The following is a 16,761-nucleotide window of genomic DNA, read 5'->3' as shown; positions in this document are numbered from 1 at the left end:
CTCGCCCGCTTCTGAAGGTCCTACATCCTGTGACTTGACAGGTTAATGCAACATGGGGTTATTCCGGGCCTGGTGCCCTTCGACGGCAAACTGGGGTCTGATGGGATCGGGCCCAAACTGGAAGCCAACGGAGAGTATCCTCATGAAGCAGTATGTCGGGTTAGATGTATCGCTGGAGCAGACAGCCGTCTGTATTGTCGACGAGCACGGGAAGGCGCTCTGGCGTGGCAAATGCGCCTCGACGCCGGAAGCCATTGCGGCAGTCGTCGAAGTGAGAGCGCCGCATGTGGAGCGCATTGGCCTGGAAAGCGGCCCGTTGTCGACCTGGCACTGGCATGAGTTGAAGAAGCGCGGCTTGCCTGTGATTTGCCTGGATGCGCGCCATGCCAAGGCAGCGCTGTCGCTGCAGATGAACAAGACCGACCCGAATGATGCCCTTGGGCTGGCACAGATCGTGCGTACGGGATGGTACCGGGAGGTCACCGTCAAGAGCCTCGACAGCCAGGTGATCCGTAGCTTCCTCAGCTCACGCGCTCGCTTAGTGGAGGTACGCGTGGACCTGATCAACCAGATCCGAGGCATGCTCAAGCCTTTTGGTCTGGTCGCTGGCAAGGGAGGCCGTCAGCCCTTCATCGACCGCGTGCGCGAACTGGTGGCCGATGGGCCACTGAAGGATGCTGTTGAGGCCCTCCTGACAGCATTGCAGGAGGTCAGCCGACAAATCGGCATCCTCTCCCGCCGCCTCATGGGGCTGGCGCGCCAGGACCAAGCGGCTCGGCGGCTCATGACGGCTCCCGGTGTCGGCTCTCTGGTCGCGCTGGCCTATATCAGTGTCGTCGACACACCAGACCGGTTCTCGAACTCGTCCAGTGTAGGGGCTTACCTTGGCCTGACCCCACGACGGTATCAGTCAGGCGAGATCGACCGAAGCGGTCGGATCTCCAAGTGCGGCGATCCGTTGCTGCGCATGTATCTGTTTGAGGCGGCCGGGATCCTGCTGAACCGGGTCTCGCGCTGGTCTGCGCTGAAGGCCTGGGGCACCCGGCTCGCCAAGAAGGTGGGCGGCAAGAAGGCGACCGTCGCGGTCGCGCGTAAGTTGGCGGTGACGTGTTAGACAATGGTGCAAAGTTTGCGATCAGCTTTGTCCATACAGTCGCTCGCGAGGCTCTCCGGCGTCACACAACTGGTCTTGCGTTAAACCCTTCATCGGCTCTGGACAAACCAGACCGATGAAGGACGAGGACCGCCATGGCCAAGCTTTGCATGCGGCGTCGCCCCTTGCGCCTTGAGGTCGGCTTCGAGGTCAGACGGGGCAGTCGGGACGCCTTGGGACGCGCCTACGAGCGCCTCCTGCCCCTGCGCCGCTGTTCGCTGCCATCACGGGCACAGGCCGGCATTTCCGAGGGAGCATGCGATGAGAACTCCGCATCTGAGAGCCGTTTCCCCGCCGCAGACCCTGCAGGTCGCCCTCTACGCCCGGGTCTCCTCCGACCAGCAGGCTGAGCATCACACCATCGACAGCCAACTGGCGGAGTTGATCGCACGTGCGCAACAGGAGGGTCATTGTATCCGGGATGATCTGCGGTTCATCGACAACGGCCACAGCGGTGCCAGCCTGATCCGCCCGGCCCTGGAGCGGTTGCGCGATCTCGTGGCGCTGTCGGCGATTGATCTCGTCTACGTCCATGCCCCGGATCGTCTCGCCCGCAGCTACGCGCATCAGGTTCTGCTGCTCGAAGAATTCGCCCACGCCGGCACGCAGGTGATCTTCCTCAATCATCCGATCGGGACCACACCCGAGGACAGCTTGCTGCTGCAACTGCAGGGCATGTTCGCCGAGTACGAGAGAGCCAAGGTGCTGGAGCGCAGTCGGCGCGGCAAGCGCCACCGCGCCCACACTGGTGCCGTCAGTGTTCTGTCTCGTGCGCCCTTCGGCTACCGCTACATCACGCGTGAGGCTGGCGGAGGAGACGCCCGCTACGAGATCGATGAAGAGGCTGCCCAGATCGTGCGCCAGATCTTCACCTGGGTCGGGCACGAGCGCTTGACGCTGGCTGGGGTCTGCCGGCGCCTGCAGGACAGCGGACTTCCAAGCCCAATGGGGCGGCGACACTGGAGCCGGGCGATGATCCATAGCATGCTGCTCAATCCTGCCTACGCGGGACAGGCGCTTTATGGTCGCCGCCAGAGCGTGCCATGGCGGCCGCCGCTTCATCCGCCGCGCGGCCACGATGGCCTACCACGACGGCCGTGGCGGCAAGTGCTCGCTCCGCCTGAGCGGCACATCGGCATCGTGGTGCCAGCGATTGTCGGCGAAGACCTCTTCGCGAGTGTCGCCGAGCAACTGGAGGAGAACCGCAGACGCAGTCGCGAGCGGCTTGCGGGCGTCCAGTATCTGCTGCGCGGCCTGCTGGTCTGCCAGAAGTGCGGCTATGGGTTCACCGGCCATCACCATCGTGGGCAGTGGCGTTACTATCGCTGTTGCGGCACCGACCGCAGCCGCTTCCACGGTGCGTTCCGGTGCGATGCCCGGCTGGTCGCCACGGAGTTGCTCGATGAGGCGGTGTGGACCGAAGTCTGCCGGCTGCTCGACGATCCGGCACGGGTGATCGCCGAGTATCAGCGGCGCCTTGACGCCGTGCAGGCCACGCCGCATCGGCTCGAGCTCGAGGTCCTCGACCGTCAATTGGCCAAGGCACACCGCGCGGTCGAGCGACTGATTGACAGCTACACCGAGGGACTGATCGAGAAGTCCGAATTCGAGCCGCGCCTGACCGCGTTGCGGCGCCGGACAGCCCGGCTGGAGGCTGAAGCCAAGGCTCACCAGGAAGCGGATGAGCAAGTCCGCTCGCTGCATCTCATCATTGGTAAGCTGGACCTGTTTGCCGCCATGGTGCGCGAGCGGCTCGGGGCTGCGGATTGGGCGACGAAGCGCGACATCATCTGTACTCTCGTCAAGCGGATCGAGGTTGCCGATGATGTTGTTCGGGTGATCTTCCGGGTTGATCCCAGCGTCTCAGGTCCACCTGAGACAGGCCGAACTTTGCACCATTGTCCAACACGTCGTGATCCTGCACCGGATGTGGCGCGACAACACGGACTTTCGGTGGTCGCGCCAGGAAGGGCAGCCCGCATGAGATAGACACCCCAAGAGATCCGCCAGGTTTGGCGGTACGATGTCCCTTGTCGGGACGAGGCAGCAGCCATCGCGTGGGCACCGTTGCGGCCTGAGACCTGAACCTCAGGGAGCAGATTGACCGCGTATGCAACATGGCGAGGCTGAGGCTTCCGACCCCATCATGCGGCGGTGTCTGCTGACCGCGGAGAGAACCATGACCCAACAGGTGATATCAGCCGAACTGACGGAAAGGGCCGCTCAAAGGGCTTGACCAAAACTCCCGGAATAAGAGAACAGAGACCACCTCTCCTGGAGAAGGCAATCCTCACGCCTTTTCAGGTAGGTTGCCGATCCGTCCTAGCTATTCGTGTCATTGAGCACATGTGTAGACGCCCCTGGTAACGCAAGAAGAATCTTCAGGTTTGGTACAGCGCGCAGGTCGGATGCGGACATGTGTGCGGCCTTAATGCGGCTCACATGCCGCGGGCCCGGATGGGAGTACGCGGATCAGGTCCCAATCAGTTCTACGCGCTCGAAGCTCTCGTGCTCAAGCTGGTTTATCTGATCCCGTCTCAATGACCGTTGCGCCATCTCTCTCCTTCGACCTTCCTACGCCCCAACAGCCTCACAGCCGCAACTGCCTACGCAGCCGCGGCAGGAGCTCGATAGACTTCACCGCGTGCCAGTAGCGCCCAGACGATGCGAGCCATCTTATTGGCCAGCGCCACTCGCACCAGCATCGGCGGCTTGTGTGCCACCATCCGTGCAATCCATGATCCAGACGGCGCCCCGTTGCGGGCGACCTGGAGTAAAACACTGTTCGCGCCGATGATGAGCAGGCGGCGCAGCGTTCGCTCGCCCATCTTCGAGGTAGCCCCGAGCTTCTGCTTTCCGCCTGTGGAGCGTTGGAGCGGGGTAAGGCCGACCCACGCTGCGAAGTCCCTCCCGCACCTAAAGGTCTCAGCCGGAGGGGCCAGCGCCGCCAGGGCCACTGCGGTGACCGGCCCGACCCCGGGGATGGTCATCAGCCGACGCGCCGTCTCATCCTCCTTGGCCCGCCGGGCAACCTCGCGGTCCAAACCTGCAATCTGCTCATCCAGCCGATGGAGCGTCTCGACGAGCATCCGGAGAATCGGTCGGGCGAGTTCCGGGATCGGCTCTGCCTCATCCTCGACAGCCTGCAACAGGTGTGGAACGTGAGCCGGGCCTTTGGCCACGATGAGCCCGAACTCGGCCAGATGCCCGCGCAGGGCATTGATGATCTGGGTTCGCTGCCGCACCAGGAGGTCGCGGGCCCGGAACACGATCGCTGCGGCTTGAGCCTGTTCGCTCTTAGGCGCCACAAAGCGCATGGTCGGGCGCTGGGCCGCCTCGCAGATGGCTTCCGCATCGGCCGCATCGTTCTTCTGGCGCTTGACGAAAGGCTCACATGAGGAGCATCGGATCAAGGTCGAAATGCTTCAGTTCATGTAGTTCTCCATTCCGGTTTCCGGATCACAGGTCCGAGCCCGTCCTTCAAGCACGTTTTTGCACTGCGCGCTCAAGCTCACATACGGTCGCCGCTCGCAGCGGCTGCACCACCATCCCGCATTCTGCGGGCAGGGCTCGGGAGGACGGGACCATTCTTAACTACGGCCGGTCAGGCCATACCTTTACCGCGGTTCGTCCACCCGGATCCGCCAAAGCTGATCAGGCCTTGGTGGAATTGCTGAGCATGTGCCGGATGCGCAGGATCAAGCGACCTTCAAGGCCGCCCCCTCGATGACCACGCCGTGGGTCACATACTTCCAGAGCGTGACAAGCAATTTCCGCGCCAGCGCGACGATCGTGACCTTTTTCAGCCGCCCGCCCAGGCGCACGCGATCATGGTACCACCGCGCAAGGGCCGATCCCGGTTGATGCCGCAACCAGAGCCACGCCATCTCGACCAGGATGGCGCGCAGCCGGGGATTGCCGGCTTTCGACACGCCCTGCTCGTGATCGATCTTGCCGCTCTTCCAGGGTGTCGGCGCCAAGCCCGCATAGGCTGCCACCTGCCGCCGGTTGTCAAAGTGCCGAAACAGGCCTTCCGACCACAGCGCACCCGCAAACCCTGATCCAATCCCCTTGAGGCCGAGCAGCATCTGAACCGCCTTTGAGGGGACCTCCGCTGTTTGCGCTGCGGCCAGAAGAGCATCGCGTTCGGCCTTCACGGCCTCGATTTGCCGATCCAGCAGCTCGATGACCTCGAGTTCGCGCCGTGCCACAGCTTTGAGATGCGGCGGCAAGGCACGTCCGTCGCCGGTGTGCAGCTCGTCGAGTCTTGCACGCCGGTCCGGACGCCGTGGATCGTAATCGGCAATGCCCTGCGAGAAGAACAGTCCCCTGAGCCGGTTGACATGCCGGACCCGTTCGCTGACGAGCGTCTTCAGCTCACGGCAGAGGCATCGTTGATCCTCTTCGTCAGGGGTTGGGACACGAACCATGGCGCAGACGCGCGGCTCGCCGCGCTTGTAGGCCAGCAAGGTGCGCACCAGCGCCTCGCCGTCAATCCGATCGGTCTTGGCGCGTCGCCGCCGGCGTGAGACGGCAATCGACGCGGGATCCACAACATGGCTTTCAATGCCTTCGCTCTCCAGCACACGATGGATCCAAAACCCGTCCAGTCCCGCCTCCTGAATCACCACGATCCGGGCGAGCTGGCCCGTGCGGGCGTGAGCCTTGCGTTGCAGCTCCGCAAAGCGGCTCAGCAGCTCAGCCAGATCGCCGCCTGGCACCTGATGCCGCGACATCTTCTGGCTTCCGCCCGGCAGCAAGGCCGTCACGAGCCAGACGGCGCGACTGAGTTCCAGAGAAACAACGATTGCGGCCTGGTCCGAGGAAGGGCTCCAGGTAGTGGACGTGGGGTTGGTCGCTTGCATGGCCTATCGCCTCCAGGAAGAAAGAGTTGGCGTCCTTACTCTCGCAGAGAGCTGGGCGCCGCTCACCTCCTCATGGCATCTTCACGTAAGCCGGCGGGATCAATCGAACCTGATGACCAAGCCGGCCGATCTCGCGCGCCCAGTGATGCGAGCTGCCGCAGGCCTCCATGGCCACGGTGCAAGACGGTTGGGCCGCGAAGAAGGTGAGCACCTGGTGCCGCCGCAGCTTCTTGCGGAACAGGACCGCTCCGGATGCATCAGCCCCATGCGCCTGAAAGACATTCTTCGCCAGATCCAAACCGATTGTGCTAACCTCTCCCATGGACGCCTCCCTTAAGTGGTGCTGATCAACACCTCCACTGTGGCACACCGAGGCCGTTGGGGGGCGTCTACCCCATCAGCTCTTGCTCCAGCCCCATCTTGCCGAACTCACACGCGGCCAAGTCGGGCATCCCGACCGCACAGCGGCGGAGCAAGGCTATGCTCGACCTTGGTCCGCAACGCGACGCAAACGTCGAGTCGACCTCGCTCGGGCGACGAGAGAGTTCATCGAGCGCCTTTCGTGACCGTGCCCCCGCTCTACTCCCGCAAACGAGTCCTTCTCAAGGTGCGAGCGAATGGGCACTCAGCTTTCCCAGGTTGTTCAGGGCTTGAGGCCGCCGGCCGTTAGGCCGCGCACGAGCGCGCGCTGCACAATGGCGAAGAGCACTATGACTGGGACGATAGACATGATCCCACCGGCCGCGAGCGCCCCCCAAGATAGCTGGAACTCGCCGACCATCAGATGGAGTCCCACCGGCCAGGTCCTTGATCCCATACTGGTCGTTAGCATGAGGGCGAACAGGAACTCGTTCCAGGCGCCGATGGCGACGAACACTGCCGTCGCGACAAGTCCGCTGAGCACGAGGGGCAGCACGACGCGCACCATGGCGCCGAGACGACTCGCGCCGTCGATCCGGGCGGCATCCTCCAGGTCGCCCGGCACGCTCTCGAAGAAGCCTTTCATCATCCAGATGAACACAGGAAGAAGGAAAGTCGTATAGGCGAGCGCCAGGCCGAAGCGACTATCAAGGAGGCCGACATTCCGCATCAGGATGAAGAGTGGGATGATGATCATCACAGCCGGAAACATGCGGATGACTAAGTAGAACAGCATCAGTGCTTGGCGGCCGGTGAAACGGCAGCGGGCGACGGCATAGGACGCGAGCGTGCCGAAGACGGTGCAGATGATAACTGTTGTCAGAGACACTACAGCGCTGTTTGTGATCAACGTCGGGAAGTTAGAGCGTGTCCAGATGGCCTCGTAGTTCTCAAACGTGATGCGCTGCGGCAGGTATTGAATGTCCGCGGTCACCATTTCTGCCTCGGGCTTGAGCGACACCAGGAACGCCCAAAGGATCGGGAAGACGGCGAAGGCCACGATGGCCAGGATGGCAACGTTGGCAAGGGCGTCGGCGAACCGCTTCCGCGCAGTAATACCGGTCAAGTAGCGGGCCATGGTCAGTCCTTCATGACGTTGGAGAGACGGACATACAGGTAGGAGAACCCCATCAGGAGCACGAACAGCACCACGGCCAGAGCACTGCCTTGGCCGAAGTCGAACTCCTTGTTGACCTTCAAGAAGGCGTGCAGCGACAGCACTAAGGTCGAGCGGCCGGGGCCGCCGCCCGTCAGGATGAGGATGATATCTGGCGAATTAACGAGGCTGATCACCCTGAGAACGACGGTGGCTACAATGATCGCCTTAATTTGCGGCAGGGTGATCGACCGAAGCTGGCGCAGGAATCCCGCCCCGTCAATCGCGGCCGCTTCGTAAAGGTCGCCGGGAATGGCCTTGAGCCCGGCGAGCAGCAGCAGCGTGAAGAAGGGGAACCCGTGCCATATCTCGACGAGCATCGCCGCGCCGAGCGCTGTGCTGGGATCGGCGAACCACGCCTTGGAGGTGGTGAGGATGCCTGCTCGGACGAGCATGTCGTTCAGGACGCCGAGCCGCGAATCGAGCATGAGCGCCCAAATGTGGCCCGCCACGACATTCGGAAGAAACCACGGCAGCAGCAGCAACACCAACGCGAAGCGGAATCCTCGTTGATCGCGATTGAGAAGGAGCGCGGCCGAAAGCCCCAGCGCGAGTTCGCCCACGATGGACCCGCACGTCCACACGACGGTGTTGCGCAACGCGAGCCAGAACACGGGGTCGGACGCGATCGCCGTATAGTGCTTCATCCCAACGAAGCCGGTGCCGAGATCGAGGCGATTCAGGCGCATTTCGCGGAAGCTGAGCGCGACGCCCCACACTGTCGGATAGAGCACGACAACGAGGATTAGGAAGAGGCTAGGGGCGAGCAGCCAATAGGCCCAGCCCTTCGTCTCTGAAAGGGTTTCGAGCCCGCGCCGCCACGTGGGTTTCAGCCTTTCCGCTTGGATCATGTTGCGCGCTAGCGTCACGCCCTCGCTCCGCTCAGGCCGAAGCCACGGCGATACGCTTGAAATGCTCCCGGGCGAAGTCGTCCACTGGCCCGGGCTCGCTCGATACGGTCAGGACACAGCCCTGGATGGCCAACTTGCCGAAGCGCTTGAACCCGGCGCTGTGCTCGGCATTAATGACGACCTGTCCTAAAGAGACGACTAAGCAGCGGATTTCGGTGATGCACATGGGAGCCTCGCGAGACCTGAGACAAGAGGGGCAGCAAGTGTCGCCAAGCGGATTGGGCCGTTTCAGGCAGACGTGGCCGCGCCATGGACGAGAGCGAGCACGCTCACTTCAAAGCTTTCTCGAGCCCCACCATCATGGCGTCGACAACCTGGCCCGGCGTGGAGCGGCCCACCAGCGCCTTCTGGAATTCCGGAAGGACCACCGTCTCGGACCAGCCGGCAATGCCAACGAACGTGGGCGGCAGGCGACCAAACTTCGTTGTCTCCACGGCGGCCGCATAGAGCGGGTTTCTTATGATGCGCTCGTCAGCAGCGACCTTGGGTGACGACGGGAAGTAGCCGGTCTCCTCCAGGAAGGCAGTCGCCGCCTCCGGATCGGCCCAGAAGGAGATCCACGCCCAGTTGGCGTCGAGCTTGGCGGGACTGGCGATGCCATTGAACGCATAAGCCATGCGCGCGATATGGGCGGTGGGCCCTGCTGGCATCGGCAGGGTGCCGTACTGCTCGGGCTTCATGGCCGCCTGGATTTCCATCAACGATCCTGTGTGGTGCCAGACCATGCCGGTCTGGCCCGCCTTGAACGCTTCCATGATCTGACGGACCCCGTCACTGGGGGCGCTCGGCGGCACCGCCTTCTGCTTGGTGAGGAGGTCCGTGTAGAACGCGACGGCCTCCGTGGCTTTCGCCTTGTCGATAGCCATCTTCCCGTCGACGACGAGCGGGGAACCCCAAGCCTCGATGAGGTCAATGACGTGTTTGTGGCCGCCCGCGCCACCCCGCATGCTGAAGCCGTAGCGGTTCTTCGATGTGTCCGTTAGTTTGACGGCGGCTTCCATGAACTCCTTCATGGTTGTTGGCGGCCTGAGGCCTTTCTCCGCGAACCAGTCCTTGCGGTAATACATCCAGTCCACGAAGGTGAACGCGGGGATGCCGTAGATCTTGCCGCGCACCGTGCAGCCAGCCCAAGCCTGGTCGGGATACTCGCCGTAGTGGGGCCAAGCCTTAATTCGGTCGGTCAGGTCGGCCAGCGCGCCCATGGCCACGAGATCGTTGGCGCGCTCAGCAGTGATCATGCACGTGTCCGGCCTTGCATTAGCGATAACAGCGGCGGTCATCTTGGACATGTATTCGGGGTTGGGGATGTTCTCCTGGATCACCGTGATCCCGGGGCTCTTCTGGCCGAAGGTGGCGACAACTCTCTCCAGCCCTTTGAACTCCGTGGTTGACGTAAAGTGATGCCAGTAGTTCAGGCTCGCCTTTTGGCCCAGTGCGAGACGAGGGGCCAGTCCCGCCAGAGGCACGGCGCCGAGGCCAGCCAGGATCTGTCGGCGATCGATACGCATCTCAGTCCTCCCATTGATTGACGGTGCTTAGACGTGCGGCGTACCCTTCCCGTGGTTTTCAGGACGCCAAGACAACTGGAGCCGATTTAGGCGGTGGGGCAGGTCGTCCGGCCGCTTCACGTCACGGCGAGCATGCTCTCTGCACGCCGTCTCGCTCAGCGTGAGCCCGTGCCCCGGCCGTTCATGGATGCTGACTTGTGGCTCCGTGCCTCCTAGGAGGTGCCGGAGCGGTAGCCCGGCCTGCTTCGCCGCCAAATCCCAGCACGCGTGGTTGACGACTTCCTCAAAGGGTAGCGACATGCGCCGCACATTGCCTGTGCGAGGCCCTGAAACCCTGTAGACGATCCCTGCCGGGGCCTTCCCGAAGAGGCCCGGCCAGGCCTCTTCCTCAAAAGTGCGGACGATTTCATCGCGCAACGGACAGGGGTAAGAGAGGCTCGCCCTGATCCCGGGCTCCACGTCGCTGGAATCGGAGGTGAGTTTGAGTCCGAAATGACGACCGCAGGCTATAAGGACTTGGCTATCACCAGTGATCCGGTCGCGCCTGTCTTGGAAGCGCGTCAGCTTGAAGCCCTCGATCCTCATCCGCGCCTTCCATACCGCCTCTGTTTTCAGACGAGGTAATCTGATGGGTCAATTGAGGCGCAAGATATATTACAAACGGGAGTGCGCGCAAGCCGGGCCGCGAGCACGCAGAATAGCGCACTAATTGCGAGGTTCCGGGCCAAGAACTCGACCCCGATACCGCCCGGAAGCTCGAGGATTTCGACTTCGAACTCCACCTGGACGTGGTGATCTAGTCCGCTCATCGCGACCATAGGTGAAAAGGCGTGGCGATTCAGGCATCTCATTCCGGTCGACCGTGAAGTTCGATTGTCTTCGATGCCGATCATCCGCACAATGAAAGAATATCTCGGAATCCTACGTGCCTGCGAGGCGCGCAATCCCTATGACGGCCGCCGACGGTGTGTCCCTCTTTTCACGGCATTGTCACAACGGGATCGGCCTGATTGAGACCGAGCCTGCCCGCCATGATGACGAGATCTGGGAGGGATCTCGCCTGCATCTTCCTCATCACGCGCCCGCGGTGAGCTTTCACGGTGATCTCGCTCAGACCGAGAGCGAAAGCGACCTGCTTGTTCATGAGGCCCGACGCTACCAAGACGAAGATCTGTCTTTCTCGCAGAGTGAGGGAGGCGTGGCGGTCCGCTAGGACGCGGAGATGCTTTGCGTCCTCGATCAGCATGCGACTCCGTTCCAGCGCAGGTCCAATTGCTGCAAGCACCGCATCATCGCGAAACGGCTTGGTCAGGATGTCCAGTGCGCCCGCCTTCATGGCATGGACCGCTGCTTCAACAGGGTTACCCGCCGTTTGGAAGATCACGGATGTTGCGGTCCGCTCCTTGGAAAGTGTTCTCTGAAACTCGAGGCCCGTTCCATCAGCGAGGTGGAACCCGACGATTGCGCAGGTCGGCTCCGTGCCCTGGCCATCGGCAAGGAACTCGGCTCCCGCCGAGAAGCCGGCGCAATCACGGCCAACGCGAGCGAAGAGCCGCGCGAAGGATTCACGGGTACCGAGGTCCTCATCGACAACAACGATGCGGCCTGGCGGAAGGACTGTCGGGTCAATATCGGAGACGCCGCCGAGCCCGCCCAAAGAGGCTAGCTGAAAAGCTGCCGAAGGTACCCGCCTGATGTGGCAGGCTGGTGTCACATCATTACATAAGGTCGCCTGGGAATCATGTTGCGAGATCATCGGGAGATTTCCTTCTCGGCTTCGTCTCGACCTTGAGACTAGAAGGTCAGAGTCAGCGATTCCCTGAGCGTGTCCTGAATTTTCCTGAAGGCCGCCTTCTTCGACAGACCCGCCGCCGCGCCTCTGGCAAGCAATGGAAGGCGAAACGCCGGTTGCAGAGCCCGTGTCATTTCGGGTTAATGCGTGGAAGGCCACCCACAGGAAGCGACATGACGGCGCCAGTCCCCATTCTGACCGACGCATCAGGTCTCTGGGAGTTAGACCTCGGTCGTGGAGAATTGAGAGCTCATGGCGTTCCAGTCCCGATTGGGGGGCGGGCGCTGGAGATTCTTGCCGTCCTCGCGGAGCGACCTGGCGAACTGGTTACTAAGGATACTTTGATGAACCGCGTCTGGCCGGGCGCCATTGTCGAGGAGAACACTCTGCAGGTTCATATTTCAGCAATTCGGCGGATTCTCGGCCCTGACGGACCTCGGGTACAGACCGTGTCAGGACGCGGATATCGCTTGCATGGAGCGTGGACTAAGCGCCAGGGGGCCGAGTTGCAGCCGGCGGTCGGTCCATCGCAGGCTGGGTTTGGCAGGAATGACCGTCGGACCAACCTGCCAGCCGCCATAACGCCGCTTCTCGGCAGGTCCTTCGCTGCTGCGCAACTGGCGAAGCTGTTATCAGCCTATCGCCTTGTGACCCTCACGGGCCCGGGCGGGATCGGTAAGACCGCATTGGCCCTTGAGGTAGCGCGCACGCTGTTCGCGAACGCCGCAGGCGACGCGTACGTCGTCGACCTAGCGTCCGTCTCCAGCCCCGACCTCGTCGCCTCCGCCATTGCCGGCGTCACTGACGTTCGATTGGGCGGCGAGGATGCGAACGCCGCCTCAGTCGCCCGTGCTCTGGTGATGCGGCAGATGCTGCTGGTGTTAGATAACTGCGAACACGTCATCGAGTCGGCCGCGGAGGCCGCCGTGTCGATCATCCGAATCTGCCCCGGAGTGACACTTCTGGCGACGAGCCGTGAAGACCTTCGCGTCGAGGGAGAGACCGTATACCGTGTGAACCCCTTAAGCTTTCCACAGGAGCACGACCAGGATCCCGATGCGGTCCTTGCTCAGAGCGCGGTGCAGCTATTCATCGCAAGGATCTCCTCGCAAGACCCCGCATTCGTTCCAGAGACCCGGGCAGTAGTGGATATTGCCGCTATATGCCGGCAACTCGATGGTATTCCACTTGCGATCGAGTTCGCCGCCGCCCGAGCCGCAACCCTCGGGCTGAACCAAGTAGCGGCGCGGCTCGACGACCGCTTCGGCCTCCTTACCACCGGCCGCCGCACGGCGCTGCCTCGGCACCAGACTCTCCGAGCCACACTCGACTGGAGCTATGACCTGCTGACGGAGTGGGAAAGGCAATTGCTCTGCCGGTCCGCGATTTTCCCGGCGGGATTTACGGCCGGTGGAGCGATGGCGGTCACCAGAGATCTCGATCGGCCAGACCTTTCCATGCTCGACGGGATTGGGAACCTCGTCGCGAAATCGCTTATCACTTTCGATGGATCATCAGGTTCGGGTAGGTGGCGCCAACTTGAGACGACGCGGGCCTACTCGACCGAGAAGCTTGTTGAGAACGGAGAAATCCACCATGTGACCCGCTTGGCATTGGAGTTCCTCCGGGACGCCTTCAAGTCTGATTCCCAAGGTGCCACCGTTACCGGCTCCCCAGACAGGATCGCCGCCGACCGCCGGGACATCGACAACGTCCGCTGGGCCATCGATCGGGCGTTGTCCTCGCCCGACACTCTCATGATTGGCCTAGAGCTGACAGCCTATTCGGCCCCGCTCTGGTTCCGACTCTCCCTGATGTTCGAGTACCGCCAGAGGGTCGAGCGAGCGCTCGATCGACTCAGGGACCTGCCGACGCGGGACCTCCGCCTGGAAATGCGTTTGCACGCTGCTCTGGGCTACTCCCTTTGGTACAGTGGCCCAGACACCGACCCAGCCCGAATGCAACGGTCGTTCGACCTTGCCGGCAAGCTCGCAAAAGAGGTTGGAGATGCGGATATCCTGCTCCAATCTCTTTGGGGAACTTGGGCGGCTGCTCGAGGCGCGGGAGAACATGATCGAGCGCGTGCAGCCGCCGACCAGTACGCCGAGGTCGCCGGAAGCACTGGCGATAAGCGCCACGGAGTGCTCGCGGACAGAATGCTGGCCCTGACGCTGCATGATCTTGGAGATCACATTCACGCCGGTCGTCACGCCCGAGCTGTGATCGATCGAACGCCCATCGTGGATAGTGAATCCGACACCGACTTGCAGGTCGATGCGCACGTGGCGATGCTGACCACCTTAGCACGCATACAGTGGGTGCAGGGGCTGCCAGACCAAGCCAAGGCGACCGTGCAGGGCGCCATCGACGCCGCTTTGAAAATGGATCATTGGTTCTCGGTTTGTTACGTACTCTTTCTGGCTGGATGCCCCGTCTCACTCTGGACCGGCGACCAGGCTGAGGCGGAGCTTCGGATTGGAATGCTGAGAGAGCGCACAGGCGGCAATCCTGGTTTCACCCGGTATGCCCAGATCTTTTCTGCGGCTTTGGAGCTTCGCCGGGGGGGGCAAGCGGATCGGCTGAAGGCTGCCTATATCGAGCCTCGAATTCAGTACGCTACCATGGCCAAGGTCCATCAGTTGATTGAGCAACCGACCTTGCCTGTTCCCTATCCCGAAAGTCTTCCCTGCGACGCTCCGTGGAGTCTGCCCGAGGTACTCCGCGTCGACGCTGAGATCCTGATTTGGCGCGAGGGGCGCAGCGCATTTGCGTCTGCGGAGGCTAAACTGCTCGATGCTCTTGAACACGCGCGCCGTCACTCTGCGCTGTCATGGGAGCTCCGGATTGCAACCAGCGTCGCCCGAATCTGGAGCTCGGACGGACGGACTCGAGAGGCGCGGAGCCTCCTGCGGCAGACCTATGGCCGGTTCAACGAGGGTTTCCAAACTGAGGACCTACGCGCCGCGTCCGCCTTGCTCGAAAACCTGTAGCGGGCGAGGTCTGCAACTGCCGCCCGATCAGTGATACGCCTCCACGATGACCTCAACCTCGGCTGGCCCGCCGAGGGGAAGACTCGGTACTTCACGTATGATCCGGCTGAACAGCATCTATCTGTCGAAGAGATGGAGTAGGTCGGACGCACCATCCGCCACCATAGAATGAGCAGTAAAGTCGTCTGTTGCCGCCGGTGCTTAGTGATTGCTGCCAGACCGAGGATCGTCCGCGGGGTCGAGGTACTCGAGCCCCAAGGGTCCAATAGCATTCACCTGGGTCACGTATTCTCCGGATCTCGCGTAATGGAAGTGCCATGTGTTCCCTGGCAGAACCACCACACATCCGGGCGGATACCCCTTTAGAAGCTGTTCGTCGAAACGCTCACCCAGGCCGATGTAGAAGACGCCCGAGATGACCGTGTAGACCCTGTCCTCTGGATGGCGGTGAGGCATCAATCTAGTCCCCCTCGGTATTTTCACCCTGATAACGTAGGGGCTCGCTTCGAGCGGTTGCCCAACGAGAATGGCCAGCCGCGCGGCCGGAGGAAAAGCTGGGAAGGATAGCCAAACGATGTCCTCTGGATTTATTGCGCGAAACATCTCTTGGCCAGGAAAGTGGGTCGTGGTCATCGGCAGCTCTCCTGAAGACCCGGCGACTTACCTTGCCGTCGACGTCACCTCCTCGTCCATTGTACGTTGGTGTCGGGCGCCATCCAGACATGACAACACTTATAAACTGCTAAGGCACCGCCACCGTCGAAGCGATGCGGTTGCAAACCGATGCCAAGGTATCAACGATACCTTCGTGCAATAGTCATGTAGCGGAATATGGCGGAGCATAAAGAAGTTAATCAGCCTTATCCAACTGGATCGACGGCCCCAGGAGATGACAACTATGGCGGATTGTAATCTACCCTCAGCCTTGCGCCAGGAGTCTGTGGCTGTCAGTGCAACCGCACCGGCAGATGTGTCACTCGGCTCTGCACCGAAGGAGATCCGTGGAGTTCCGGCCCGCCTTCGCGAAGGAGCGCTCTCCACCCTTCGTTAGCAGATTACCGCTACCAAGTACCCGTGAAGGGGGGCGTATTCGACGCCTCGCATGGCGTGAAAGTCGGAACTGTACTCGAGCTCTCTCAAACCACGCTGCGAACCTTCAGCTTGCCCGCAGTGACAGAAATCGAGGCACGGTGCTCCTTCTCATCTGCTAGTCCTCTACGCCAACTAAGGTTCGCCATTCATCATATCAGAGCCCAGATCGGCAACCCGCACACAGGGAGGTAACAATGCATGACACTCATTCGTTGAGCAAATTGGCTCCTGGCACACCGCCCGAAAATACATTGGATATGAAGCTTGAGGTCGTTGTCATTCCAGTTTCGGATGTTGATCGTGCGAAGAGTTTCTACAGCCGTCTAGGGTGGAGGCTCGATCTCGACTTTGCCAAAGGGGAAGGCTTTCGTGTCGTCCAGTTCACCCCACCAAGCTCCGGATGCTCAGTCATCTTAGGCACGAATGTCACCGCCGCTGTGCCAGGCTCTGCCCAGGGTTTGCACCTCGTCGTCTCAGACATCGTAGCCACACGCGACGAACTCCGCCGCCGCGGCGTGGAAATCAGTGAGCTTTTTCACGACGCAGGCGGCGTGTTTCACCACGCCGGCTCTGAATGTCGCCTCAGCGGCCCAAGTCCGCAACGCCGAAGTTACGCCTCATACGCCTCATTCGAAGATCCGGACGGAAATGGCTGGCTTATCCAGGAGGTGACTGTGCGATTGCCGGGCAACCCTGAGACTTGGGACATCGATTTCAGCGCCCAGCTTGCTGACGTGCTGCGAAAAGCGTCCAGCATCGCGACAATCTAAAGCTGAAGGAGTCGTGCAGCCACGCGGGCGACAAGAGCCACGCCGTTCTCGATCATGGTAGTCTCCTTGTCATGTAAGGAACAAGGCCTCCAGCCGGGCTGCCA

Annotated in this window: 11 protein-coding genes and 2 pseudogenes; 4 read left to right on the top strand and 9 right to left on the bottom strand. The window is 61.8% G+C overall.

Features of this window, described 5'->3' with window-relative positions; all coding sequences use genetic code 11:
• Window positions 1-142 precede the first annotated feature (142 nt).
• Window positions 143-1,114, top strand: coding sequence for an IS110 family transposase (locus tag ACD578_RS16840; RefSeq protein ID WP_404286762.1), 972 nt, complete (start codon window positions 143-145; stop codon window positions 1,112-1,114).
• Between the two features lie 300 nt (window positions 1,115-1,414).
• Entirely contained in the window at window positions 1,415-3,142 is a 1,728-nt protein-coding gene (locus tag ACD578_RS16835) for a recombinase family protein (protein ID WP_404286760.1), read from the top strand.
• 617 nt (window positions 3,143-3,759) lie between these two features.
• Here the strand turns inward: ACD578_RS16835 and ACD578_RS16830 are convergent.
• From ACD578_RS16830 to ACD578_RS16795, 8 genes and pseudogenes are all read right to left on the bottom strand, one after another.
• Window positions 3,760-4,566 (bottom strand): annotated as a pseudogene (locus tag ACD578_RS16830) (IS110 family transposase); the annotation flags it as partial.
• Between the two features lie 285 nt (window positions 4,567-4,851).
• Complete coding sequence (locus tag ACD578_RS16825) at window positions 4,852-6,018, bottom strand: IS110 family transposase (RefSeq protein WP_404286758.1); 1,167 nt, start codon at window positions 6,016-6,018, stop codon at window positions 4,852-4,854.
• A gap of 79 nt (window positions 6,019-6,097) precedes the next feature.
• Window positions 6,098-6,340: pseudogene (locus ACD578_RS16820) on the bottom strand (IS110 family transposase); the annotation flags it as partial.
• Window positions 6,341-6,661: 321 nt separating this feature from the next.
• Window positions 6,662-7,516 (bottom strand): carbohydrate ABC transporter permease, encoded by an 855-nt coding sequence (locus ACD578_RS16815; RefSeq protein WP_404286756.1) that lies wholly within the window; start codon window positions 7,514-7,516, stop codon window positions 6,662-6,664.
• Between the two features lie 2 nt (window positions 7,517-7,518).
• On the bottom strand, window positions 7,519-8,328 hold the full coding sequence (locus ACD578_RS16810; RefSeq protein ID WP_404286754.1) for a carbohydrate ABC transporter permease: 810 nt from the start codon (window positions 8,326-8,328) through the stop codon (window positions 7,519-7,521).
• A gap of 148 nt (window positions 8,329-8,476) precedes the next feature.
• Window positions 8,477-8,671, bottom strand: coding sequence for a hypothetical protein (locus tag ACD578_RS16805; protein WP_404286752.1), 195 nt, complete (start codon window positions 8,669-8,671; stop codon window positions 8,477-8,479).
• 103 nt (window positions 8,672-8,774) lie between these two features.
• Window positions 8,775-10,013 (bottom strand): ABC transporter substrate-binding protein, encoded by a 1,239-nt coding sequence (locus ACD578_RS16800; protein ID WP_404286750.1) that lies wholly within the window; start codon window positions 10,011-10,013, stop codon window positions 8,775-8,777.
• 979 nt (window positions 10,014-10,992) lie between these two features.
• Window positions 10,993-11,769 (bottom strand): response regulator transcription factor, encoded by a 777-nt coding sequence (locus ACD578_RS16795; protein WP_404286748.1) that lies wholly within the window; start codon window positions 11,767-11,769, stop codon window positions 10,993-10,995.
• A gap of 179 nt (window positions 11,770-11,948) precedes the next feature.
• Between ACD578_RS16795 and ACD578_RS16790 the strand changes: the two genes are divergently transcribed.
• On the top strand, window positions 11,949-14,795 hold the full coding sequence (locus ACD578_RS16790; RefSeq protein ID WP_404286746.1) for an ATP-binding protein: 2,847 nt from the start codon (window positions 11,949-11,951) through the stop codon (window positions 14,793-14,795).
• Between the two features lie 201 nt (window positions 14,796-14,996).
• On the opposite strand, the gene ACD578_RS16785 is transcribed toward ACD578_RS16790, so the two are convergent.
• On the bottom strand, window positions 14,997-15,428 hold the full coding sequence (locus ACD578_RS16785; protein ID WP_404286744.1) for a cupin domain-containing protein: 432 nt from the start codon (window positions 15,426-15,428) through the stop codon (window positions 14,997-14,999).
• Between the two features lie 653 nt (window positions 15,429-16,081).
• On the opposite strand from ACD578_RS16785, the gene ACD578_RS16780 reads away from it, so the two are divergent.
• Window positions 16,082-16,657: a VOC family protein gene (locus ACD578_RS16780; RefSeq protein ID WP_404286742.1), complete on the top strand. Its 576-nt coding sequence runs from the start codon at window positions 16,082-16,084 to the stop codon at window positions 16,655-16,657.
• The last annotated feature ends 104 nt before the right edge of the window (window positions 16,658-16,761 follow it).

The sequence above is a fragment of the Microvirga sp. RSM25 genome, from assembly GCF_044784385.1.
GTDB classification, from domain to species: Bacteria; Pseudomonadota; Alphaproteobacteria; order Rhizobiales; family Beijerinckiaceae; genus Microvirga; species Microvirga tunisiensis.
The sequence above is the reverse complement of the archived record's forward strand: the minus strand, read 5'-3'. Positions and strand labels throughout refer to the sequence as shown.